The organism is Paenibacillus sp. LHD-38, from assembly GCF_031157315.1.
Classification (GTDB): Bacteria; Bacillota; Bacilli; order Paenibacillales; family Paenibacillaceae; genus Pristimantibacillus.
In genome coordinates, this window is record NZ_JAVIFU010000021.1 from 1 (window position 1) to 23,008 (window position 23,008).

A 23,008-nucleotide genomic window follows, 5' to 3' on the forward strand; every position below is an offset into this window, starting at 1 on the left:
CAAGTGTTTAACTACACGGTGGATGCCGAACTGCGGGTCGCACTTGATGAGTAGATGGACGTGATCAGGCATGATTTCCATTTCCACAATCTCAGCTCGAAGTTCTTCTGATTTAAGCTAGAACCGTTCTTTTAATCTTGCATCTATAGGAGGTATTAGAACTTTGCGTCTATATTTTGGACAAAATACAATATGGTACTTACAGTCAAATGTTGCATTGTGATTACTTTCCACTTCTCGCTGTGACATCGATTCATCCCAAGAAAATTATACCATAAAACAGTAGATCTAATGTCGGATGATTAAGGCGGCTTTAGCCGCCCTTCACCCGAAGCACCTTACATCCCCATAGCTAAAGCAAGGGGTTTTTCGGCGCTAAATTATAAAATAACGATGAGCATGAGCAGGGAGGAAAATTGCGCATGCTAAGTATCAATAGGCGGCTCGGCTGCATTTCTAAGCTTCATTGAAAATGAGCTAAAACCGTTAATAGAGGTTCTCTGTTTCATTTAAACGGTTTGAGGATGAAAGCCATATTTCCGTCTTACCTCTACTCATCAGTCAAGGCATACGCTTTTCCATGAAAAATCCCTTATGAGCACTCATGCGCCCATAAGGGATTTTTGCTGAATTTGCATCAAATATTCTCCCTTACGAACCGTCTTCCGTCCCTATTCTAGATAATAAACGAATCCATATTATGATATTTATAATTGGATTTATTTGCCGTATAATGGGTTTGTATTTATGATGGGGGTGTTAATTGTTAATGAGTAATCCGAATGGTTTAATGTCGAAGGCAGAAGCCATGGACAATCTTATGGAATCTTACTTAGAAGGAATCAGCAGCTCGGAGGTTTTTAATATCATACGCCAAGTTTATAAATTTGATTTGGAATCGACTCTTGCACCGGTTATGCCCCGAGCAGCCATGGATGCATACTTGGAGCAAAGCGGAAACAAAGTCACAGGCGCAGAAATTCGCAAAATGGTCAATCAAGCTTTTTCAATTAATTTAGACGCCCTATCTGCATTGGAAGGGGCCAAAATCTCCTTGTTTTCCAAAAATCAATGGATGGTTCAGCATGAAAAGGACTTGTTTGAGGTACATACCGGAACCGGAGATGTTGATGTAAAAATCTCCCCGACCAACTATTTCATTGCGCAAACGGGTTCCGGAGAACTGCCCCATGATTTAATTAACGCCTTAATCACTTTGGGGTACCGCTACGAGGAGAACATAGGAAGCTACTATTTCTCCAATCCCATGGGCGAGCCGGTACCAGATGCCTTTAAGGGACAAACCATGATGGCGATTAAAAGAGTCATCCATCATTCCTACTCTCATTTGTAAGATCACAATTATTTTCCAAAAGACGACAAAAATTTGACACGATCCCCCATTGGGGGGTTATTGTTGTCTCTCAGAGCCACCTCTAATATTGCCGGCCCGTTTGAACGCAATAGCTTGTTAATCATATCTGAATTAATTTCATCCATACCGTTAACTCTAAAGCTTGGAATACGCATAGCCGCGGCCATCTCTGCAATATTGACTGATTCCTGTTCAAAGGAAGGATGGGTTCTCTTAAATTGCAATGAATGCCCGTGATAGACCATTCCTAAGCGTGCATTATTCATTACTATAAACAAAATGGGCAAGCCCAGTTCTTTGGCCGTTAATATTTCCATTCCGTGCATGAAGAAACAGCCATCGCCTGTAATGCACACAACAGGACGCTCAGGTTCAGCTAGCTTGGAGCCGATAGCTGATCCGATCCCAACACCCATTGCTCCGAAATGAACATTGATGTTATAAGAATCGTAATCGAGGACCTTCATGTGATGAATAACATAAGCCATAAATTCGCCAATATCAACGGTATACCGCGTGTTGGATGGCAGCATTTTTTGAATGTTCAGCAGGACATTCTTCGTGTTGTACTCCTCCAAGTCCTGAGTAAGCGGTTCGTTCTCTTCCACGGCCACGGCACTTTCTTCAAAGGCAAGGTGGACAGTTCCCCTCGATAAGCCCAACACCCTCAAATCTTCGATCATCATCAATAAGCTCAAATGGATATCGCCTAATACAGGAATATCGATCTCATATTTCCGATTAAATACCGTCTGGTCAAAATCAAGCTGTACCGTGAAACGGTTTTTTGTTAGATTTTGATTATAATTATTCGTGGCAGTTTCGCCCAAGCTGGAACCCACAATTAACAGGGCTTGACCAGCACCTTCATTAATAAGATTCGATGCGGCTTCATGGCCCGCAAACCCAAAAACGCCGATAAGAAGCGGATGGTTTTCGGGAATATACCCTTTTGCCTGCGGAGTTGTGAGGATCGGCCAATTCAGCATTTCTGCCAGCTCGATTAAGGAATCAACAGCGCCTCTAACGCCTTGACCGACAAGAATGCAGCCATCTTTCCTCTTCAGCAGCGCTTTGGCTGCGGATTGTATGGTTTCGGGGTTCGGAATCATCGGCTTTCTTTCCTGGAGAACCGGTATATCAAGATTTCCAACTTCGGCGTGTTGAACGTCGATCGGAATCGCGATGTGAACGGGACCCGGCACGCCGGATATTGCGATTTGGCTAGCTTTAATGATTTCAGGCAATAAATCCTTTGCCTCTATCACAATAACGCTGTATTTTGTAACGGAGCGGAAAACCGGAACGGCATCTAATTCTTGGGAGGCATTCAATCCCATTGTGTTTACAGGAACAGCACCTGTGAGAAATAAGACAGGCAAATGTTCGCGCATGGCATTTGCCGCCCCGGTAACCAAGTTGGTTCCCCCAGGCCCGCTGCAGCCGATGCTTACACTCATTTGACCGGTGTATTTGGCATAGGCCGCTGCCATATAGGAGGCGGCTCCTTCATGCTTGGTTACAACCGGTTCTATTTCAGGCATATCGTACAGTGCATCAAAAAACGCATTAACGGAGCCTGCAGGAATGCCAAATATATGCTTAACCCCGCTGCCTTTTAAAAATTCTAATACCGCACGTGCCGCTTTCATGAAAGAATTCCCCCAAATTTAGAATTGTCACTATTCAATATAAAATCTTTCGTTATATCTTCTGCCTTCATCGGTCGGCTAAAGTAATAACCTTGCATCAAATAACAGTCTCTGGCTGATAAAAACTCTACATGCTGCTTGGTTTCAACACCTTCGGCAATGACGCTAAGATTTAAATTTTGAGCCAATGAAATAATGGTATTTGTAATTGCCGCATTATCATCATCGTTTGTAACATCCTGTAAGAAGGATTTATCAATTTTTAATGTATCAATCGGTAAACTTGTTAAGTAACCCAGCGATGAATAGCCCGTCCCAAAATCATCAACCGCGATTTTAATACCCAGGCCTTTTAATTCCTTCATCGTTTTTAACGTTAAGTCCTTATTCTTAATAATTAAATTTTCAGTAAGCTCCAAATGCAAATATTCAGGAGACAACCCCACTTCATCTAATACGCTGGTTACCATCGCAAATAAATTGTTTTGTTCAAACTGTCGAGCCGACAAATTAACCGATACACTAAATAAAGGGTATCCTTGGTCCTGCCACTCTTTTAATTGCCTGCATGATTCTCTTAGCACCCATTCGCCTATAGGTATGATTAAGGCTGTTTCCTCGGCTATCGGAATAAATTGATCTGGCGCTATTAATCCTTTTTCCGGATGATTCCATCTCAGCAGCGCCTCTACCCCTACGATTTGATGCGTGATATAGTCGACTTGAGGCTGGTAATGGATGACGAGCTCCTCATGATCCAAAGCTCTATACAAAGCGTTCTCGAGCTTAACGCTTTCGAAGGTTCTCGTATCCATTCCTTCGCTAAAGAAATGATAGCTGTTACCCGATATTTCTTTTGATTTATACATCGCAGTATCCGCGTTTTTGATTAACGTCTCGGTCGTATCCCCATTATCCGGAAACAAACTGATCCCGATACTCGTTTTGATATAGATTTCATTTTCTAATAATTGAAAAGGTTCTTTAAAGGAATCTACAACAAGATGAACAACCTTCAGCACTTCGTTCTCGCATTTGATATTCGGCAAAAAAATAGTGAACTCGTCTCCGCCTTGCCTTGATACCGTCGCCCCCTTCGGAACACAGAGACTGAGCCGCTTCGCTACATGGCGCAATAAATGATCTCCGAAACTATGTCCTAAAGAATCATTGATCAACTTAAAGCGGTCTAAATCCAAGTATAGAACAGCCAGCTTCTCATTATGGATTTGCGCATGCGTTATTCCTTGTGTAAGCCTGTCTTTTAAAAGAACCCGGTTAGGCAAATCAGTTAAACTATCAAAGTAAGCATGGTATTTTATTTCTGCCTCCATCTGCTTCCTTTGCGTTATATCTTTGAAGGTGACAACTTCCCCAACAATTTCGCCGCTCTCCCTTATGGAGGAAATGACGTATTCAACCGGAAAGCTGGAATTATCATGCCGGTAAAATGTATGATCTTGGTCATACTGGCTCCAATTGTTATTACTATTGGCTGGCGCAACCTTTTCTCCCGCCTGATTCTTCCCGTAAAAAATAAGGCTTGCCGGTTGTCCGATCAATTCACCTTTCGTGCGGTAGCCAAGCATGGAGGCGCCTGCCGGGTTGCAGAAGGTAATTTTACGGTCAAGGTCTAAACCAAAAATCCCTTCTCCCGCCGAGTTGAGAATCAATTCCTTCTCTCGGCTGAGCTGCTGAAGCTCCGTGATTACTTTTTGAAGCTCCTTATTTTTCACCGTAATTTCTGAGGTTCTCTCTTCAATGATAATTTCTTGCTTTTCCATATATAATAAGTTGGATAATGTTGAGGCTGTTGCATCCACAATAGACTGCGCAAGCTGCATCGTAGCGATCGAATAGACACGATTTCCTTCATCCAGATCCACAACCGGTATGACGCCAAGCACCTCGCCCATTGAAACAAGCGGGAGCATAAGCATGCCCTTTATGCCAAAATTACGGCAAAGGTCATGGTTAGGCCTTTCATCTGCAAAGACATCCGGAATGAGAATCGCTTTTTTGGTTCTTATGACCTCTTGGAACACAGCATCATTACTCTCATCTATCCTGATCTTTCCATGTGTCTTCATCCAGTCTTCTTCTGTCCAATCACTATCCTTGCTTAACTTCGCCGGCATAATTTGTCTTTCTGTAATAGGGTCTAATAAATGAACGCCTATATTATAGTTGTTCAAAACTTTTCCCAAGTAGAAAAAGCAGCTGTCTAAACTTTCATGCAGCGTAGAGCACATCGCTAAATCACGGGTCACGTCAAGTAGCATTTGCTTTTCGGCAATAAAATTCTCTTTTTGCGTTAAGTTCCTTGCGTTTTGTATCGCTACTGCTGCCATATTCACATAAGCCTCGACCGTTTGAATTTCCGACTCTGTCAGGTTCATGGGAATGCCGTAGTCAAACAAAAACACAAGACCGAATAATTCTTGCTCAAATGAGATGGGGAGAACGAGTAAAGATTTAATATGAAATCCTTCTACTGCTCTCGGGTCTGGTCGATTATCCTTAGACGTGTCCGGGATGTACACGGTTTTCCTTGTTTCAATGACCTCTTTTGCCAGTAAGTCCATATCCATATCAATGACATGCATATCCAGCGTCCATCCGTTAATGACCTGCGGTTTGCCGACGTACCCTTTGAACGTTCCGTCCTCCTGCGGCAAATAAATGCCTACCGAATTACATTGGACAATCTCTTCGGATATCGCCGTCGTCACATGCTGCAATACTTCACGCAATTCCAGCTTTGTATTGATCAATTTGGTTAGATGCGCTAGACGTGAATATCTCATTTGTTCCTTAAACATGATCTGCCCCCCCTGCTCCCAAGTTAAATCCTCAAGCAATTGTTTCACTCCTTGTGTCATCTCTAGTAATGAACGATATATTAATATTCTACAAAGTTCTACAATATCTATCGATTTCCTTTTATTATTGCATTTTTTTCTTGAGAAAGGTTTTCAACAACATTTTACAGGTTAAAATTAGAAGATAAACGACGGTGAACGGGGGACCATTCTTGTTTCCAAGAGTGGAATTTGCAGGAGCAAAGCGGTCTCTCGCACTTAGTTAGTGAGGGGTAGATCATACTTTTACAGACAAAAAAATAGAGACCCAACGGGTCCCACCAATTAAAAAACGCTCTCAGCTATAAAATAATAATTGTTATAATAAACCAATAAATTGTGTATACCTAGCTGTTTTAACTATCGCCTTGCATTGCACGGGAAATCGTCAGAAAATCTTCCCGTTCAATCTGGAAATGATGATTCCAACCCCCTTCTAAAATTTGACCCTATTTACAATTTTCCTTTTCTTTGCGCAAGAATTTGCGGAATATGCAGCTCGCGTAATACAGGCACGATCTCCTGAACGCTGCTTTTATTAAATTTTTTCAAAATGCTGTTAATTTGAGATTTTAAGGTTGAAACTTCTACTTGTCTTAGCTTACATATTTCCTGGCGAGTATAATCCTTCATTAATAATTCTAAAACCTCAAGCTCCGTAGGCGTAAGCTGCGTCAAAATATAAAAATTATGAAGTAAGCTATCCTCCGTTGTTTTAATTCGTTTGAATTCACGCGTAATTTTACCAGCGATATTCGCATGCAAGGAAGGCCTATCATAATAAGCATCCTTTACAGCTTCCAAAATGGCATCCGCAGGCATGTTTTTCAATAAATAATTCGTTGCGCCAAGCTCAAATGCCCGAAAGACGGTATCGTCCGTTTCACACACGGTCAGCATTACGATTTTAACCTCGGGCATATAGTTCAAAATTTCGGATGTTGCTCGGAGTCCCGCCTGCTTATCCTCCAGCTCAATGTCCATTAAAATAATATCCGGTTTATTAATTGCAGCCAGCATCGTTCCTTCGTATCCGCTGGATGCCCGCCCGACACATTCCATTTGCTCATCTTTTGAAAGAATCATTTGATATCGCTTTGCAATTAAGTGATCATCCTCCACAATAAGAACCTTAATCTTTGGAGTACTCAAGCAGTCTCATCTCCTTTCATTACTATCCGTCGAAAGTAAAGGCATAATGATGTGAAAGGAGCTGCCTTCGCCTTTCTTGCTTTTCACACTAATTTTCCCCCCATGCGCCGTAATAATCGTATGACAAATAGATAATCCCATCCCCCAATTCGTAGCCGTAGGTTTGGATGAGTAAAAAGGCTGAAAAATATGGATCAAATTCTCTTCCGCAATGCCGCTGCCGTTATCTTGAATGACTAATTCTACCCACTTATTCTTGAGATTGATTGCAATATCCATTTGCCTGGATTTCTCAGGAACAAATTCCAGCGCATCCACTGCATTAGATAAAATATTTTCAACGGCCTGCGAAAAATAGTAAGGGTCAGCCATAATGACAAGCCGTCTTTGAAGCTTTGCGTAATTTACGTTAATATACTTCAATTCCATACTCATATCATTTAGGAGCTTATCCAAAAGCTCATCCAAAAAGACAGGCTCCAGCTCTATTTTAGACTTTAGGTTTTTTTGATGCACGGCATCCAAGCGATCATACACCTTTTGGCAGCGCTGTTCAATGACGCGAATCTCCTCAATAACAGCAGGCGATTTCTCGCACATGCTTTCCAAAAACTCCGTTTGCGCCATAATGGCTAACAATTCATTCTTTATATAGTGACTAAAAACGCGCGATGTTAACAATGCTGAATCGATATTATGCGAAATGACCGATTCTTGGTTTTTAATGCTATTTTGTATTCGTGCGTATTTATAGATGCTATACAAGCTGACAAGCAAACAAAAACCCGCGATATAAGGCAATAACGTATAAATGGATGGATTGCCCACTAAATTAATAGGTTTAAACCTTATAAAATGTACTGCTTTTGAAACTTTAATTAAAATGTCAGGCGCCCAATAATTCATATAATAATACGTAATTTGAACGGAAATATAAGAAATAAAAATCATGAACATATTGCTCCGGATTTGACGAACCTTAGGGGCATCATATAAAGCATAAATGAAGAAAATAATTCCTGCAGCAATATATAGGGTATTGATTAGAAAAGTAATGGCATGAATGGATTCATATGCAGAAACAAACCCTTGCACCGTCATATAGTCTGGATACAGCTTATAGTACATGTACGCATAAAAGGATGGGTCGTATAAAACCACTTGAAGGATACACGGAATGGCTAACAGAGTGATGAGCAGCTTTCCGCGTTTTAAAGAAAGGTTAAAAGCGAAATAAATAGCGGAGCAAAGTCCAGTATAAAGAAACATCACAGTAAAAAGGGTAAACATTCGTATCAATGCAAATCGAGAGACAGGCAGAAACATCAATTGATTTTGCAGTGCTTGTTTTATGCCGAAATAATCATCAAGGCTGTAATAATAATAGGCATCCTTGGACATGTAGGTAATGATACAAGAAACAACAATCAGATAGGAAAATCCCATCAGTAACATAAATAAAGTGGCTTTTGTATATTTTTGCTGTGTTAGACAGAAAATCGCGATAGCAATAAATAAAATAAACACAAAGAAAATAAACATGGAAGCCATCCTTTCCAATCAAATAAAACAGATTTTATTCGATGCGCGTTTTACTGTAAAGGTTGAAGTTTTATACACCCTACATTGATGCAGCTCCCAGATGAGCGTAAATATATCCTCTATATTCCCCTTTAATTATACGATCTAGCCTATCCAGGCTATATTAAAGCGATGATAAATTTTCAACCTTACGTGAAATAACAGATGCCTTTAGTATGAAAGCATAACAAAGATACAGGAGGGGTTCACATGAATAAAAAGCTTAGTTACCTTCGACTGTTACTGATTGCAACGCTTGTTGTTACGATCGTTGGATGCAGCTCAAACAACACGAACACACAGAGCGGTACAAGTGGTAACGAAAAGGTTGTTTTGGAATATTACACATGGACAGATGAAGAAGAATATATGCAAAAGGTCGTTGAAGCCTTTAATGCCCAAAATGGTGACATCGAGGTGCAATTAAACACCATTAGCAATAATTCAAATGAGTATAATACCAAGATTATGACTAATCTCTCAGGCGGCTCCAAAATGGATGTTTATAGTATTAACGGGACAAGCAGCCTAGGCTTGTACTCATCGAAAAATCAAGTTCTAGATATTACGGATCGAATTAAAGAGGCGAATTTAGACGTAGGCGCATATGGGCCTAGTTTTCAAGATATTACCGAGGTACTGACAGAAGGCAAATATTTCGCGCTTCCTTATCGTACTTCTCAGTACGCATTGTTCTACAACAAATCTATTTTTGATCGTGAAGGCATTCCCTATCCTACACAAATGACTTGGGAGAAGTATGCAGAGTTAGCGAAGAGTCTGACCAAAGGAGAAGGATCTGACAAACAATGGGGTGGTTACTATGCAGATTGGATTACTGCACCGCTTGGCGCCCTTCAAGCAGGAACAACGGTTTTAGATGATCATTTAGATGAGGTTGCCAACTGGCTGGATTATTTAGACCGCATCTACTATCAGGATCAATCCCATATGAGCTATAAACAAATGAAATCCCAAAGCACGGACTGGATTAAACAATTTGAAAATGGAAATGTCGCTATGCTCGTCAACGGCGAATGGACCATCAATATGCTTAAGGCTGATATTGCAGACGGTAAGACCGACATCGAATTTGATATGGCTCCGCTTCCATTGCCAGAAGGAACCAAGGAGTCCATTACGGTCGGCGGAGTAAGCACTTTTATCGGCATTAATCCGGCAAGCGATAACATTGATGCTGCGTTCAAATTCATTCAATTTGTATCAGGTGAAAAAGGCGAATCTATCATTGCCGAATCCAGTGTCCTGCCGGCATACGCCAGCGACAAAACAAAAGAATCATTCCTTAATGCAACCGGGATCCAAGGCAGCAGCTACTTCTTCGAAGCCAACACGGTTGTCGAAAACCAACCCATTGCACAAATTGATGAGATTAATCGCGTATATGGCGAGCAGCGAGATCTATTCTTGTTCCAAGAACAGGATTCTGCAAAGGCCATCCAAAACTTCTTAGAGCAGCGTCAATCCGTTCTTAATCCGTAATGATCGCTAAGCAATCGGCTTCCGCTTTTACGACGGAAGCCGCTCTTGTATTCATCGCTTCATACATTCTATAAGGAGGTTGATCTGATGACGAGCAAACGTCTGCTTCACTACAAATCATACATGACAGGGACGTTTTTCATTCTTCCGGCCTTCGTCTTATTTGCAGTATTTATTTTTATTCCATTAATTTATGGACTTGCCATGAGCTTTACCGATTATGGCGGTTTTAATATGAAACCCCATTTTATCGGCTTTGACAATTATGCCAAGCTGCTGCAGGACGAATATTTTCGTATTTCACTCAAAAACAATTTTATTTATACGCTGTTATTTGTCCCTTTAACGATGCTGTTCGCCCTGCTTTCAGCCATTGCCTTAAACCATATCCTGCATCTTCGTAAATATTTGCGTATGGCCTTTTACTTTCCGCAAATTACGTCTATGGTATCCGTTGCCATTGTTTGGGGACTTTTGTTTAACCCGTTATCCGGGCCTATTAATCATATTTTAGAAGCCATGGGTATATCACATCCGCCTGAATGGTTAATGTCCTCTCAGTGGGCGCTGATGGCCATCATACTCGTAGCTGTTTGGAAAAGCTTTGGTTATTACATGATCATATTGCTCGCAGGCATTCAAGGTATTCCTGAGCATTTATATGAATCTGCTAGGCTGGACGGTGCAGGCAAACTTCAACAGTTTTTATACATTACCCTGCCGAGTCTTTCGCCAACGCTATTTATGGTATTGGTCTTGACCATTATTAACTCCTTCCAGGTGTTTGATTTAGTATCCGTGATGACAAACGGCGGGCCTGGCCGTTCGACCAATGTAATCGTCTTTAGAATTTACCAGGAAGCCTTTATTAACTATCGAATGGGATACGCTGCAGCGATGTCTACCGTACTTTTCCTTATTATTATGGTGATATCATTAGTTCAATTTAAACTGGAGAAAAAATGGGTGACTTACTAAGAAGGGAGAGAGATACCAATAATGCATATCGCTAAATCGAAAACGGACAAACTCGCATACTATCTTTTGCTGATTGTTTTAATTGCCTTTTCGATCGCAACTCTTTTTCCGTTCTTATGGATGATTTCTACTTCCCTTCGAACGGATGTGGATCTATTCAAAAATCCGATGAATTGGATTCCAAAAACATTATATCTAGACAACTACAAAGAGGTATGGACAATCATTCCTTTTGCTAAATATTTCTTAAATACAATCATGCTGTCAGCTGTCATCACCGTTTTACAAGTAATGATTTGCTCTATGGCTGCCTATGCCTTCGCAAAGCTAAAAGTGCCCTTCAAAAACACGGTCTTTATATTATTTATGGCTAATTTAATGATGCCTTGGCACTCCATCATGGTGCCGCAATTTTCAGTGATCAGCAGCTTAGGCTTATATAACACGCACAGCGGCTATATATTAATTCAATTGTTCAGCGGCTTTGGCGTTTTCCTCATGCGCCAATTTTTTATGAGCCTGCCTCATGAACTGAGCGAAGCCGCCCGAGTGGATGGCTTTAACGAATGGAAAATATTTTGGCGAATCATTATGCCATTATCGGCGGCAAGCCTGTCTACGTTCGCCATATTTACTTTTACATTTATGTGGAATGACTATTTGGCACCCATGATTTACCTTAATGACGATGCATTAAAGACGCTCCAGTTAGGCTTAAAAGCGTTCCAAACCGAGCATACGATGGACTATGGTTTGCTGATGGCGGGAACCGTGCTTGCTACCGTTCCGATGGTCATTGTTTTTCTTATCGGTGAAAGATTCTTTATTCAAGGCATTGCAACAACAGGGATGAAAAACTAGCAAAAGAAAAGAGGACTCAGTTATGACCCTTCATTTGGATAAATTCGTACAAGTCAGCGGTGAAGATTTTAAAGTTAACGGTGAAAAAATTGTATTTCGAGGGTTCGGTTTAGGTTCTTGGATGAACCTTGAGCATTTTATGATCGGTTTGCCCGGCACGGACACCATGATTAAAAATGCATTTGCTGAAGTTTATGGCGAGGAACGCAGTCATGCCTTCTTTGACCGGTTCTTATTAGAATTCGTAGATGAGAAAGATTTTGAGTTTTTGAAAAAAATAGGCGTAAACTCTTTGCGTATTCCGTTCAACTATAAATACTTTATTGATGATCAGCATCCAAATCATTATAAAAACGAAGGCTTTGCGTATCTTGATCATATCGTTGCTTTATGCGAAAAATACGAGATCTATGCCATCTTAGACCTCCACTCCGTTCCGGGCGGACAAAATCCAGATTGGCATTGCGATACCAATTCAGGTCTTCCTTTATTTTGGGAATACGGCGCTTTACGCGACAGCGTCATTGGACTCTGGGGCCATATCGCTCACTATTACAAAGATCAGCCCTGGATTGCGGCCTACGATATTGTCAATGAACCATCGATGGTTACGAATGCCAATGTATTCAATGAGTTTTACGATAAAGTAATTACGGAAATTCGTAAGTATGACCAACATCACATTATTTTCATTGAAGGCAACAAATTTACAACCGATTTTACGATGATTGATCCGATTGATGATCCGCAAGTCGCTTACGAGTTTCATTTCTATCCATTTGTCGATGAGCCGGCTGTATTAACCCCCGAGATGGATCGCGCAAGGCGCATAGAAATATTTAAAGACGCCTTCGAGCAACTAGTTAGCATTCGCGAAAAATATAAGCGTCCGCTTTGGTGCGGCGAGCTTGGCTTGGTGTTTGAGAAAGAACAAATTGATTTTCAAATGACGATCATAGAAGATATGCTGGATCTATGTGAGGCAAATGATGTCTCTTGGGCTTTATGGACCTATAAGGATGCTGCAACGATGGGCATTGTCTATCCTCGGGAAGAAACGCCTTGGCGCCAATTAACCGAAGAGATAAAACAAGTATGGAATCAGCATAAGGAGCAGGAGAAGGGCGAAGCATTAGTGGATTACATGGCTGAAACCTATTTCAAGCCTATTTCCATTGAACAGCGTTATCCTTTGCAATTCCGAATGAGAACGATTATGCAGGTCATTTGCGTGGAGCAGATATTAAAGCCATACCTGCAAAAACGAACGTGGGAAGAAATCTATGAGCTCCCGGAATCCTTCCACTGGGATCAATGCGAGCATTGGAGCGAGCTTGCCGATTTAATTGTTAAGTATACAAAAGCTTAGACGAATAAAAAACAAACAGACCGCAGCAGCTCGCTGCGGTCTGTTTGTTTTTACTTAGGACCCCGTTGCTGCTGTTCCCAGCATTTAATATGCAAGCGTATTTTTGTTTCCAATCTTGTTCGTCAATAATTTAGCAGGGAATTCCATCACTCTTTTTCCAACATAAAGTTACAACACATTACTACATCAAGATCCCGATTTTTGTTTTAAATACTTCCAAACCCTCCAAGCTATTAGCGGTCTGCGCGTCAATGTTAATCGTTCGTGAAACATCTGAAAGTCAACAAAACTAAGAGGTTTCCGCCTATTGTCTGTCACTTTTAGAAAGCCGGCAGCCCTGTTTAAAGGTCGACATCCGGACAAAAATTTTTGTCTAAATATTTTTATGTACTTGGTTTACAACTCGACAGTAATTCTATTATATGCTTGCTATAATCTAGTTAACTCTTAATACTAGGTTGGGGGGAATAGTAGAATGGAAGCTATTTTATTGTTCATCTGGAATCTTATGATGGTAGTCAAACGGAGTACTGAAACTCAGAAAGATAAAGGTAAACCCGCATGTCTAGGCAGAGTCTATTCGTTTGAAGCGTACTTGATTAAGAAGCAATCGGTAGCCGTCTTGCCTGATAGGCAAAAGGATATTGAGCCACTGCAGTCAAGCAACCCCATACAGAAAAGCCCACCCCGCACCACGCGTACCGATTGGCAGATTTGGTGCGAGAATAATAGAATGCTATTCCAGAACTCCGCTTAACGATATAGGTACGGGTTAGGACGCCCTCAAGGCCACAAACATAACAGGACATAGACTGTGAAAGGTTGTAGGTGTAACGTGGTTGGCCAATTAAAAACTGGGGGGAATGAAGATATGAAAACAATTTTCTTCTTTTTCTTGAATCTTATAATGGGAATCAGAATGGCCACTATCAAACTATTTGATAAGGATACAACATTTGTTTTATTCTATTCGATTCTAGCCTCTATGTTTGGGAAACAATCGTTAGCTGCAGCCCTGCCGAACGGGCAAAGGCAACCTTACAATAAGTTCCAACCATCCATCTTTTATCAGAAAGACCAGCAAAATCACCCGCGCTCCGAATGGCGGATTTGGTGCGGGAACGATAGAATCTTATTCCTGAGTTCCGCTTGAGGAGCTAATCTTAGCGTAACTTCTTTCAAAAGAGTTGGAAGGTCACCCCCATTCGGGAGACCTTTAGTCGAACGGATTTCCTACTTTCAAAAGCCGGTTTTGGCTTCTGCTTCAGCAACCTCTTTTACTTTCTCCAGAAATTTAATAACGACCTTTTCATTAGCAAAGATCATAAACAGCTTCACATACCACTTCAACGCTTTATTGGTTGCTGTGTATCTTAGCTTTGTTTTCTGATCATTAATCCGATGCAATTCATATAAAGCCGTGATTTCAAAGCAGTTAGCCAGCGTGAAACCAATCTTCACTTTCTTATCGTTCAAGTGATTTGAATATTCAAGCGTATGGACATCATATTCCTCAATGCGTTTGCCTTCTTTATACTTTTGACGGTAGATACTGCCGACAACTTCTTTCGTTATGGTGACAGGTTTATTCTCCACCACTTGAGGCATAATCTTTTGCATCTGTTCTAACGAACCATCTAGATACGACCATACATGTTCAATTGGTGCGTTTATTTCAATTTCTCTAGACCATTGCTTCAATATCTTTACCCCCTTTTTAAAGTCCCGTAAATCTATTCTACATGATTGATGAAAAATTGTAGACCAGAATGTTATATCAAACCTACGCTTTACCACAACTTACAGCAGTACAGCATTCCGTATTATCTTAAGTGCTAAACTTGACTATTGCAGATTTAACCTTCCGGCCTTAAAAAGGGACAGACGGGTGGTACCATTGGTTTACAGCGGTTATGAGGGCATCTTTAGTTCCCGCAAAATGTCGAATAACGGCTTCTTTTGCAGAGCTTGTTCATAGACATACAGAAGTAATTGACCTTTGTGCTCGTAGCGAATCCGTCCCACGACATCACCTTTTGTGTCAGTTCACACTGGGCTCTTTTGAGTACCGGATTTTCTCCATCCATAAGATATAAGTTATATACTGAAAATGTCATTACGCTCCCTCGGTATGAATAGTGAATTATCAAAAATGGCTATGGTCAAAGCACAGGATATGTACAACAACAATTACTTTGATCATAATTCTCCATCTTACGGATCTTCGTTCGATATGATGAAGAAGTTCGGAATCGTTTACAGTTCAGCCGGAGAAAATATCGCAAAACCGAAATAAGCCCTGGTACCTTAACGTTATAAGGCACGCAGGGCTTATTCAATATATAAGAATTTATATGTTTTCACATATAAATGTGCTTATATATCTCCGCGAAACGACTGCTTTTGCCACAGAGGACGGCGACAGCCGTTTACGCTTGTATGTGTGGCTAAGATGTTATTTGTTCTTAGACATCGCGTATGGAAGCTTATCCAGCTCGCTCACTTCGGCTGTCGGCTGGTTGCTCATATCGAAGGCAAGCACGCCGCCATTCGCCAGCTCTTCGTGATTAAGGTAGAGCTTCGATATGGATTCCCCGTTGAACAGGACGCTTGATACATATTTGCGGTCGTCTGCGTAGTTCGAAGCTTCGATCACAATCTGTTTGCCGTTCTCCAGATGGACGGTCATCTTCTTGAAGTATGGTGTGCCGAGCACATATTCAGGCACGCCTGGGCTCAATGGATAGAAGCCCATTGCGCCGAACACATACCATGCGCATAGACTGCCGTTATCCTCGTCGCCTGGCAAGCCATCTGGGCGGGAGCTGAATAACTCGTCCATCGTACGGCGCACCCAATGCTGCGTTAACGCCGGATAACCGAGTGCCGTGTAAATGTACGGGAAGTGGAAGCTCGGCTGGTTGCTGATCGCGAATTGTCCGAAATCGACATTGGCCATTTCCGACATCTCGTGAATTTCAAAGCCGTAAGAGCCGACTTTGAACTCAGGCTCGGCAGCGAATAATGCATCGAGACGCTTCTTCGCCGCTTCACGACCGCCCATGCAATCCGCGAGTCCGAGCAGGTCATGCTGAACCGCCCAGTTACTCTGATAAGCGCCGCCCTCTGTATATGGCCCGCCCCACATGGTCGGATCGAACGGCTCAAGCCAGCTTCCGTCCTGCAGCTTGCCGCGCATGAAGCCGACTGAAGAGTCGTAGAGATGCTTGTATTGCTCTGCACGCTTCATGAGCTGCTTGTACTCTTCTTCGCGGCCTAGATGTTTCGCGACTTGCGCGATACAGAAATCGCCATAGACATAGTCTAGTGTATTGCATACGCTCTCGTGCGTGTGAATATCGGCAGGCATATATTCGTATTTCAGATATTCGCCCATGCCTTTGCGGCCGTAACGTTTATCCGGCGATACGGTCGTTGCATGTTTATAAAGTCCCTCGAAGGCAGTCTCGACGTCGAATCCGGTGTTGCCTTTAACAATCGCATCGGCGAAGGACACATCGATCAGTGTGCCCGGCATCATGCTACGTTCGCCCGGTGATGCCCACTTGGGCATCCAGCCGGTCTCCTTGTAGGCATTGACCCACCCTTGCATCATCTCGTTCACAAAGGATGGATAGAGCAAGTTATACAGTGGGAAGGATGTCCGGTACGTGTCCCAGAAGCCGATATCGGCATAGAGCGGACCTTGCTCAATCTTGCCGTTGTATGGGCTGAAGTGAACCTGCTCTCCGTCTGCCGTATATTCGTGGATCGCATGCGGGAACAGGGACGTACGATATAAGCTGGTATAGAAAGTCTTGAGCTTATCTTCATCTTCGCTCTCAACCTCGATCACGCCGAGCTGCTTCTCCCAGATCGCTGTAGCCGCTTGGTGAATCTCATCGAAGGACTGCCCGCCGATCTCGCGATCTAGATTCGTGAAGGCTTGCTCCTCGCTAATAAAGGACGTGCTGAAGCTCGCTTCAACAATGCCGTCTGCCGGGAGCTTGAAGCTGACATAAGCGCCGAGACGCTCGCCTGTCCCGCTTAGAGCCGAGTTGGTGTTATGCTTCACGTCGAACATCCCGCTATGTTCGCCAGCAATCGCGCAGCCAAAACGAATGGCGAAATACATCCGGTAGTCCTCCGGTGTGCCGCCGGCTTTGGCCGTCGTATATCCCGTCAAGGTGTTGTTCGTTGTATCGATCTTCATCGAAGATTCACCCGGGAACGGTGCTAGAATGAATCGAGCTTCATCGAGGCGTTTATACGTCAGGCGGATGCTTGCACAGCGTGTTGTCGGCGCCAGCTCCATCGTCGTCTGGTAGCGAAGCAGATGAATCTTCATGTAGTCTGGACGCACGACGAAGCCCATCTTGCGGAAGGAGGAGGAGCGGTCATGCGCAGAAGTCTTGAGCGGTCCCGTCTGCGGGATGAAGGTCAGATGTCCGTAATCGCCAATCCATGGGCTTGGCTGATGCGTTAGGCGGAAGCCCTCCATCCGGTTATGATTCGGGCTGAACCACCAGCCGCCGCCGGCTTCAGAGGTTTGAAGCGCCCAAGCGTTCATCGCGAATGGTAGCGAGGTCAACGGCAGTGTATTGCCGTTCGAATATGGATAAATGGAATCGGTCCCTTGCAGGGGATTCACGTAATGAATATTGTTCATAAGATCACTCCTTGGATGATTTCAATCCTGACATATATCATTGTAATGAATGAACCCGTCAGGCCGCCTATCAATTTTTTAGAGTATCTATCACTTTTCATGCTAAAATAGGGAAGCTAATCATTCTTATTATTGCTCAGAAAGAGGAATTTATGATGTTTCCCTACTATCTGCAAGGCGATGATGAAGTTCACGGCGAATTTCCGTTTACCTTAAAAATCCATCATCTCGATACGCATATCCCCGCCCATGTCCACCAATTCATCGAATTTACTTACGTCATTCAAGGGAGTGGCGTCGAGATCATCGACGGCGTAAGTAAAGAGCTGGTGCCCGGCACGTTTTCGCTCTTATTCCCGCATCAAGTTCACGAGATTGGGATCGAACCGGGTGAAGAGCTGTTCCTGTATGTCGGGGCAATTGGCTTAAAGGCTTTTTTCGGCGGCGACACGCTGTTTGATCTGCATCGTCTGCTGCGGGGGGCCGAATTCGATTCAAATACGACCTACCGGCTTGATGAAGAGACGGCTGCCGAAGTGAAGCGTCTGTTCGAGCAGATGTACGCAGAATATCAGGAAGAGCAGCCATGGAACCGGGAAATGTTCATTGCGAAGCTTGTACAAGTATTCGTGTTGTTCAACCGATTCAGACAGCGTCATCTTGCCCCTGATGATGCCAATCTCAAAGCTGTCGCGCTATCCAAAGGGATGCGGGAGATCATCTCGTATGTGTACCTTCATTTTAAAGAAGATATTACGCTCGAAATGTTAGCCAAGAAGTTTAACTATAGCGTCTCGTATATCAGCGCCACCTTTAAACAGCTGGCCGGAGAGAACTATTACTCCATTCTTGAACGGATTCGCATCGCCCATGCCTGCAACTTGCTCGTCAGCACCTCGCTCAAAATTACGGATGTCGCTTACGAAGCGGGCTTCAAGTCGTATTCCACATTTGCGCGCGTATTCCAGTCCCGGATGAACATGTCGCCGACGATGTATCGCAAGAATAAAGGCATTGCGCTCTAGTAGTAACCAGCACTTATATTTCCTGAAGCCTGAAAATGGTCCAATACACTTCCAAAAAGGGTTGGAAGCAAAACAGCACTCAGAAACCCGCCTGTATTCGCAAACCCGGAAACAAGGCCGGATTCTGATAAAGGATAGGATTGACGGATGAAGGTAAAGGTTAGCATACATGCTGAATACAATCATCGACAAATATCCGCAGCGTCCGGTAACATTCATTCATGCCGCGCAAAACGGCAAAGTCCATGCCATGGAGCAGCATGTTACCCAACTGGCTGAGAAGCATCCGCAGCTGTCGGTTTACTATTGTTACCAGCATCCGACAGATAAGGATCGTGATTTTGGGGCATTTCACAAAGAAGGCTACATCGATCTGCCTTGGCTGAAATCCGTTATCGCAGACCCGAATGCACACTATTATTTCTGCGGCCCGGTACCGTTTATGCGGACGATCAACAGCGCCTTGCTGGAATGGGGCATCTCTGCCTCGGATACTAACTTTGAATTTTTCGGCCCGACGGCGAGCCTTGAGCCTGCAGACGAACCAGCCTAATAAACAAGCGGCAGACCTGAGCATGAGTAGCACGCTTAGGTCTGCCGCTTGCGTTTTGATTGTTCAAGTTCGTCCGCCGCGATACTCGGTAGGCGAAGCACCGGTATATTTTTTAAATTGTTTATAAAAATAACCAGGCTCCCAATAACCGACATGCTTCGAAATTTCACTTGCCTTCATCGTGGTCGTCTTCAGCAGCTTTTGCGCTTTTTTAATTCGGTACGAATTCAAATAATCGGAGAAGCTTTCGCCCGTTTCCTTCTGAAACAATTGGCCGAGGTAGAACGGATGGATATTGAAGGTTAGGCTTAATGTTTTTAACGACAGCTCATCTGCGTACCTTGTCTGGATCTGATGCATGACCTGCTTTACAACCGGGCTGAACTCATCATCCTGGGTGGAAAGATAGTCCACCGCGGTGCCGGCGATCCATTTAACATGCGCTGCTAATTGTCCGATCGTATGAGCTCTGAATAAAGCAGTAAACAGTTGTTTATAACTGCTGGCAGCCAGCTCATGACTAAGCTTATTTTCTTTCACCGCTTGTTTGGTACACAAGATCAAATCAATCGCACAGTTATGAATTTGGCCCGGCGAGATCGCGTCCACCGACTGAAGCTTTGTGAACAACTCGTCAATATAATCATAGAGCGCTTGCTTGTCTTTGCTATGAAGAAGCTGCTCGTATTCAAACCAATCTACGGGAATCGATTCCGGAAAGCGTGAAGCGTCCCCGAGCATTTGATCGTAGCGGACAATCTCATCCTCCGCATTCGTCAGGAAATACTCCTGCAGCCGCTTTGCGTGATGGCAGCTTTGGGACACATCCAAGTAACTGGACTCTTGACTGCCAAGCGTGATCAGAACTTGCACACCGAGCGAATGCTTCAACTCATTCCTGATGTGAGAGAGCAGAGCGAGGGCTTTCGTCTGTTCATAATGGGCATCAGACCCAGTAAATATTAGAATGATGTCTCCGTCCAGGTCGTTGAAGCAGAAGCAGCTATCTGTCCTTTCAGCCTGTTCTCTGCAAAGCGAGTACACGTCTCCGTTCTCTTGCTCCCACAGCATGGATCTGTTGCTGGAGCCATTGATGTCCAGCACAGTCTTGATGGCGGCTACCGTATAGAACGAATTGTCCGTCGGAATTTCTAACAGCTGCAGCCGGTTTTTCAGCTCCAGGGGGTCAAATTTCCCGGTCAACCAACGGTTAAAGACATTGTTCCGTAAAATATCGAGCTGATTGCGGTTGAGGTAGGCGTACCGATCCGCATTTTCTATTTTTTGCATCGTGCTCGAGACCGTTTCGGTCAGCTCTTTTATATTGATCGGCTTCAATAAATAATTTTCGATTCCCAGTCGCATACCCTCTCGTACATAATCGAATTCGTTGTAGCCGCTCAAAACAATAAACTTCATATCCGGATATAGCGGCTTAAGCCGTCTGATCAATTCCAGACCGTTCATTTCGGGCATCCTGATGTCCGTAATGAGGATATCGACCCCTGATTGCTTCAAAGCCTCGAAGGCATCCAGACCGTTAGACGCTTTCCCGGATAATGTAATCCCGAATTCCTCCCAGTCGATGACAGACGACAGGCCTTCCAATATAAACGGCTCGTCGTCGACAATAAACAATTTACGCAAGTGATTGTCCCCCTCTACCCGCGGGTATTTTCATGATGATGAGAGCGCCATGACCAGGATCACTTTCGATACGCAGCCCATATTCGGCGCCGAAGCAAACTTTGATTCTTTCATTGACGTTAATCAGGCCAATCGAGCCAGATGCGTGCAAGGGCGATTCAATCAAACGATGCCTCAGCTGCTCCAATTTCTCCGGCTTGATTCCGCTTCCATTATCGCGAATGGTAATCAGTAAATCATCGCCGTCCAATGCCGCATGAATCCAAAGCTGATTGTCGGAGCGGGACATGATCAAACCGTGTACAACGTAATTCTCAATAATCGGCTGAATCGACAGCTTTGGGATCGGAACGTTCATCCATTCGGGTTCGATATCCATTTCATATGAAAAGTTGTCCATGTATCGGATTCGGAACAAATCAAGGTACAGCCTGCAGTACTCCATCTCATCCGATAGCGTCACGATCGTTTCGCTCTTAACGGAATATCTGAACATGGTCGCCAATAAATAAATCATCTCACCGACATCGTCGGCTTTTTTGTAAAGCGCCCTCATTCGAATGGCCTCAAGCGTATTGTAAAGAAAGTGGGGATTGATCTGGGCCTGCAATGCCACTAGCTCAGCATGCTTCTGCCTAATTTCGGATTTATATACCTGATCGATATATTGCGTCAAATCCTCGCACATCTGGTTGAAGCGTTTCGAGATCTGGAACAATTCATCTTGCTTTTCCATAGGAATTCTAACGGACAAGTCTCCATCCTGCAGCTTTTTCATCGCCTGTACAATCACCTTTGTCCGCCGAGAGAAGCTTACGATGGTGAAGTAAGTCAAGGCCATCGCTCCGGCGATGCAAACAGTGGTCACTAAGAGCAGTGTGTTCTTGAGTCCTATTAGTTCTCCGTTTATTTCCGATTTAGGAATGACTCCGGCAATCCAATAGCCGAACCGGTTTGCCGTTTGTGAATGAACATAAGATTCATCCTCCAACCGCTCAATGGAGGAGGCGGAGCCGAGCAGGGAGACATAAGGATATTTCTGTCCGTAATACCGGCCTGAGGAATCGAAAACGACGTTGCCCTCAGGTGTTAATACGACAACATAACCCTTCATTTCATCGCGATTGCTCTGGAATGACCGGTATATGCCGTCCGTATCATAATCGATAATGAGGTTTCCGACGTTTTCGAGCTTGTTCATGCTCGTAATGTTGCTGACTGTCGTGATGCTTTTTTCAGTGATGACATATTTGTTTAATGCGGTCTGAAGATCGGTGTTGATCTGATAATAGTTCTGTGCCGTTTGCGTCAGAAAATAGAGAAATTTCTTATTTGCACTATACAGCGCTATCGTGCGAATATCCGGATTATTGGTCAATTGCAAGCGCAGAAAAGATAAAATATCCGGCGTGCGGACACCTCTGTCGATGTACTGCAGAAGGCGGTCATTTAAATACTGGGAATAATCATTTTGCAAGAAGGAATTGACATCATCAAGCAGCGTCAACGATCCGTCCCGATAAACCTCCTGAATGATTTTCTGAGAAGTCGCATGCTTCATATCCAAATGGTTTCCGATACCGTTTAAAACCTGCTTATTCAAATCCAATTCCTTCTGCACCTGCGTGTTACTCAGATAGGTGTAGACAAATCCGGATAAGGTAGCAAGCGATAGAACCGTAATGATGGAATAGAGCATTAATATTTTGTTGAACAGCTTTTGCTTGAAATGTTTATTGTAAAAATTGACGATTCTATTCATGCCAGCCATTCATCCTTTTT

Annotated in this window: 15 protein-coding genes and 3 pseudogenes; 8 read left to right on the plus strand and 10 right to left on the minus strand. The window is 43.4% G+C overall.

Translation table 11 applies throughout. The features are described 5' to 3' along the window. Positions 1 to 249: pseudogene (gene tnpA, locus RCO25_RS18400) on the minus strand (IS200/IS605 family transposase); the annotation flags it as partial. A gap of 520 nt (positions 250 to 769) precedes the next feature. On the opposite strand from tnpA, the gene RCO25_RS18405 reads away from it, so the two are divergent. Continuing rightward, on the plus strand, positions 770 to 1,354 hold the full coding sequence (locus RCO25_RS18405) for a hypothetical protein (RefSeq protein WP_308997604.1): 585 nt from the start codon (positions 770 to 772) through the stop codon (positions 1,352 to 1,354). Between the two features lie 8 nt (positions 1,355 to 1,362). On the opposite strand, the gene RCO25_RS18410 is transcribed toward RCO25_RS18405, so the two are convergent. The 4 genes from RCO25_RS18410 to RCO25_RS18425 all read right to left on the minus strand — a co-directional run bounded on the left by RCO25_RS18410 (position 1,363) and on the right by RCO25_RS18425 (position 8,582). Further along, positions 1,363 to 3,027, minus strand: a complete 1,665-nt coding sequence (locus RCO25_RS18410; RefSeq protein WP_308997605.1) for a thiamine pyrophosphate-binding protein — start codon at positions 3,025 to 3,027, stop codon at positions 1,363 to 1,365. Next, a complete protein-coding gene (locus RCO25_RS18415; protein ID WP_308997606.1) occupies positions 3,024 to 5,849 on the minus strand; it encodes a bifunctional diguanylate cyclase/phosphodiesterase in 2,826 nt (941 codons plus the stop codon). Before RCO25_RS18415 ends, RCO25_RS18410 begins: the two co-directional genes overlap by 4 nt. 492 nt (positions 5,850 to 6,341) lie before the next feature. After that, positions 6,342 to 7,040 (minus strand): response regulator transcription factor, encoded by a 699-nt coding sequence (locus RCO25_RS18420; RefSeq protein WP_308997607.1) that lies wholly within the window; start codon positions 7,038 to 7,040, stop codon positions 6,342 to 6,344. Between the two features lie 6 nt (positions 7,041 to 7,046). After that, positions 7,047 to 8,582 carry an ATP-binding protein gene (locus RCO25_RS18425; RefSeq protein WP_308997608.1) on the minus strand — a complete coding sequence of 512 codons (1,536 nt, stop codon included), beginning with the start codon at positions 8,580 to 8,582 and terminating at the stop codon, positions 7,047 to 7,049. Positions 8,583 to 8,831: 249 nt separating this feature from the next. Between RCO25_RS18425 and RCO25_RS18430 the strand changes: the two genes are divergently transcribed. The 4 genes from RCO25_RS18430 to RCO25_RS18445 all read left to right on the plus strand — a co-directional run bounded on the left by RCO25_RS18430 (position 8,832) and on the right by RCO25_RS18445 (position 13,332). Next, positions 8,832 to 10,124 (plus strand): ABC transporter substrate-binding protein, encoded by a 1,293-nt coding sequence (locus RCO25_RS18430; protein ID WP_308997609.1) that lies wholly within the window; start codon positions 8,832 to 8,834, stop codon positions 10,122 to 10,124. An 87-nt stretch (positions 10,125 to 10,211) separates the two neighbouring features. Further along, positions 10,212 to 11,102 carry a carbohydrate ABC transporter permease gene (locus RCO25_RS18435; RefSeq protein WP_308997610.1) on the plus strand — a complete coding sequence of 297 codons (891 nt, stop codon included), beginning with the start codon at positions 10,212 to 10,214 and terminating at the stop codon, positions 11,100 to 11,102. 21 nt (positions 11,103 to 11,123) lie between these two features. Further along, positions 11,124 to 11,963, plus strand: a complete 840-nt coding sequence (locus RCO25_RS18440) for a carbohydrate ABC transporter permease (RefSeq protein ID WP_308997611.1) — start codon at positions 11,124 to 11,126, stop codon at positions 11,961 to 11,963. A 22-nt stretch (positions 11,964 to 11,985) separates the two neighbouring features. Then, on the plus strand, positions 11,986 to 13,332 hold the full coding sequence (locus RCO25_RS18445) for a glycoside hydrolase family 5 protein (RefSeq protein ID WP_308997612.1): 1,347 nt from the start codon (positions 11,986 to 11,988) through the stop codon (positions 13,330 to 13,332). A gap of 1,239 nt (positions 13,333 to 14,571) precedes the next feature. On the opposite strand, the gene RCO25_RS18450 is transcribed toward RCO25_RS18445, so the two are convergent. Next, positions 14,572 to 15,033 (minus strand): SRPBCC family protein, encoded by a 462-nt coding sequence (locus RCO25_RS18450; RefSeq protein WP_308997613.1) that lies wholly within the window; start codon positions 15,031 to 15,033, stop codon positions 14,572 to 14,574. A 406-nt stretch (positions 15,034 to 15,439) separates the two neighbouring features. Between RCO25_RS18450 and RCO25_RS18455 the strand changes: the two are divergent. Then, positions 15,440 to 15,619: pseudogene (locus RCO25_RS18455) on the plus strand (CAP domain-containing protein); the annotation flags it as partial. 168 nt (positions 15,620 to 15,787) lie between these two features. Here RCO25_RS18455 and RCO25_RS18460 read toward each other — a convergent pair. Beyond that, the gene (locus tag RCO25_RS18460) at positions 15,788 to 18,001 is read right to left on the minus strand and encodes a GH92 family glycosyl hydrolase (protein ID WP_308997614.1); all 2,214 of its coding nucleotides are present in this window, start codon (positions 17,999 to 18,001) and stop codon (positions 15,788 to 15,790) included. Positions 18,002 to 18,153: 152 nt separating this feature from the next. Between RCO25_RS18460 and RCO25_RS18465 the strand changes: the two genes are divergently transcribed. Further along, positions 18,154 to 19,026: an AraC family transcriptional regulator gene (locus RCO25_RS18465; RefSeq protein WP_308997615.1), complete on the plus strand. Its 873-nt coding sequence runs from the start codon at positions 18,154 to 18,156 to the stop codon at positions 19,024 to 19,026. Here the strand turns inward: RCO25_RS18465 and RCO25_RS18470 are convergent. Next, positions 19,026 to 19,205, minus strand: a pseudogene (locus RCO25_RS18470) (MFS transporter); the annotation flags it as partial. The gene RCO25_RS18465 and the pseudogene RCO25_RS18470 overlap by 1 nt on opposite strands. Here RCO25_RS18470 and RCO25_RS18475 point away from each other — a divergent pair. Then, positions 19,196 to 19,579, plus strand: a complete 384-nt coding sequence (locus tag RCO25_RS18475; protein WP_308997616.1) for an NO-inducible flavohemoprotein — start codon at positions 19,196 to 19,198, stop codon at positions 19,577 to 19,579. The pseudogene RCO25_RS18470 and the gene RCO25_RS18475 sit on opposite strands and share 10 nt — an antisense overlap. A gap of 63 nt (positions 19,580 to 19,642) precedes the next feature. On the opposite strand, the gene RCO25_RS18480 is transcribed toward RCO25_RS18475, so the two are convergent. Together RCO25_RS18480 and RCO25_RS18485 are read right to left on the minus strand one after the other, a co-directional pair. Further along, complete coding sequence (locus RCO25_RS18480; protein ID WP_308997617.1) at positions 19,643 to 21,226, minus strand: response regulator transcription factor; 1,584 nt, start codon at positions 21,224 to 21,226, stop codon at positions 19,643 to 19,645. After that, the gene (locus RCO25_RS18485; RefSeq protein WP_308997618.1) at positions 21,219 to 22,988 is read right to left on the minus strand and encodes a sensor histidine kinase; all 1,770 of its coding nucleotides are present in this window, start codon (positions 22,986 to 22,988) and stop codon (positions 21,219 to 21,221) included. The genes RCO25_RS18480 and RCO25_RS18485 overlap by 8 nt, the downstream gene beginning before the upstream one ends. Between the last annotated feature and the right edge of the window lie 20 nt (positions 22,989 to 23,008).

Bases quoted from the DNA above. Each gene is read 5' to 3' on its own strand.
- RCO25_RS18465 (WP_308997615.1), top strand. From the start codon at position 18,154: ATGATGTTTCCCTACTATCTGCAAGGCGATGATGAAGTTCACGGCGAA.
- RCO25_RS18430 (WP_308997609.1), top strand. From the start codon at position 8,832: ATGAATAAAAAGCTTAGTTACCTTCGACTGTTACTGATTGCAACGCTT.
- RCO25_RS18475 (WP_308997616.1), top strand. From the start codon at position 19,196: ATGCTGAATACAATCATCGACAAATATCCGCAGCGTCCGGTAACATTC.
- RCO25_RS18440 (WP_308997611.1), top strand. From the start codon at position 11,124: ATGCATATCGCTAAATCGAAAACGGACAAACTCGCATACTATCTTTTG.
- RCO25_RS18460 (WP_308997614.1), bottom strand. From the start codon at position 18,001: ATGAACAATATTCATTACGTGAATCCCCTGCAAGGGACCGATTCCATT.
- RCO25_RS18435 (WP_308997610.1), top strand. From the start codon at position 10,212: ATGACGAGCAAACGTCTGCTTCACTACAAATCATACATGACAGGGACG.
- RCO25_RS18425 (WP_308997608.1), bottom strand. From the start codon at position 8,582: ATGTTTATTTTCTTTGTGTTTATTTTATTTATTGCTATCGCGATTTTC.
- RCO25_RS18410 (WP_308997605.1), bottom strand. From the start codon at position 3,027: ATGAAAGCGGCACGTGCGGTATTAGAATTTTTAAAAGGCAGCGGGGTT.
- RCO25_RS18405 (WP_308997604.1), top strand. From the start codon at position 770: ATGAGTAATCCGAATGGTTTAATGTCGAAGGCAGAAGCCATGGACAAT.
- RCO25_RS18415 (WP_308997606.1), bottom strand. From the start codon at position 5,849: ATGTTTAAGGAACAAATGAGATATTCACGTCTAGCGCATCTAACCAAA.
- RCO25_RS18445 (WP_308997612.1), top strand. From the start codon at position 11,986: ATGACCCTTCATTTGGATAAATTCGTACAAGTCAGCGGTGAAGATTTT.
- RCO25_RS18485 (WP_308997618.1), bottom strand. From the start codon at position 22,988: ATGAATAGAATCGTCAATTTTTACAATAAACATTTCAAGCAAAAGCTG.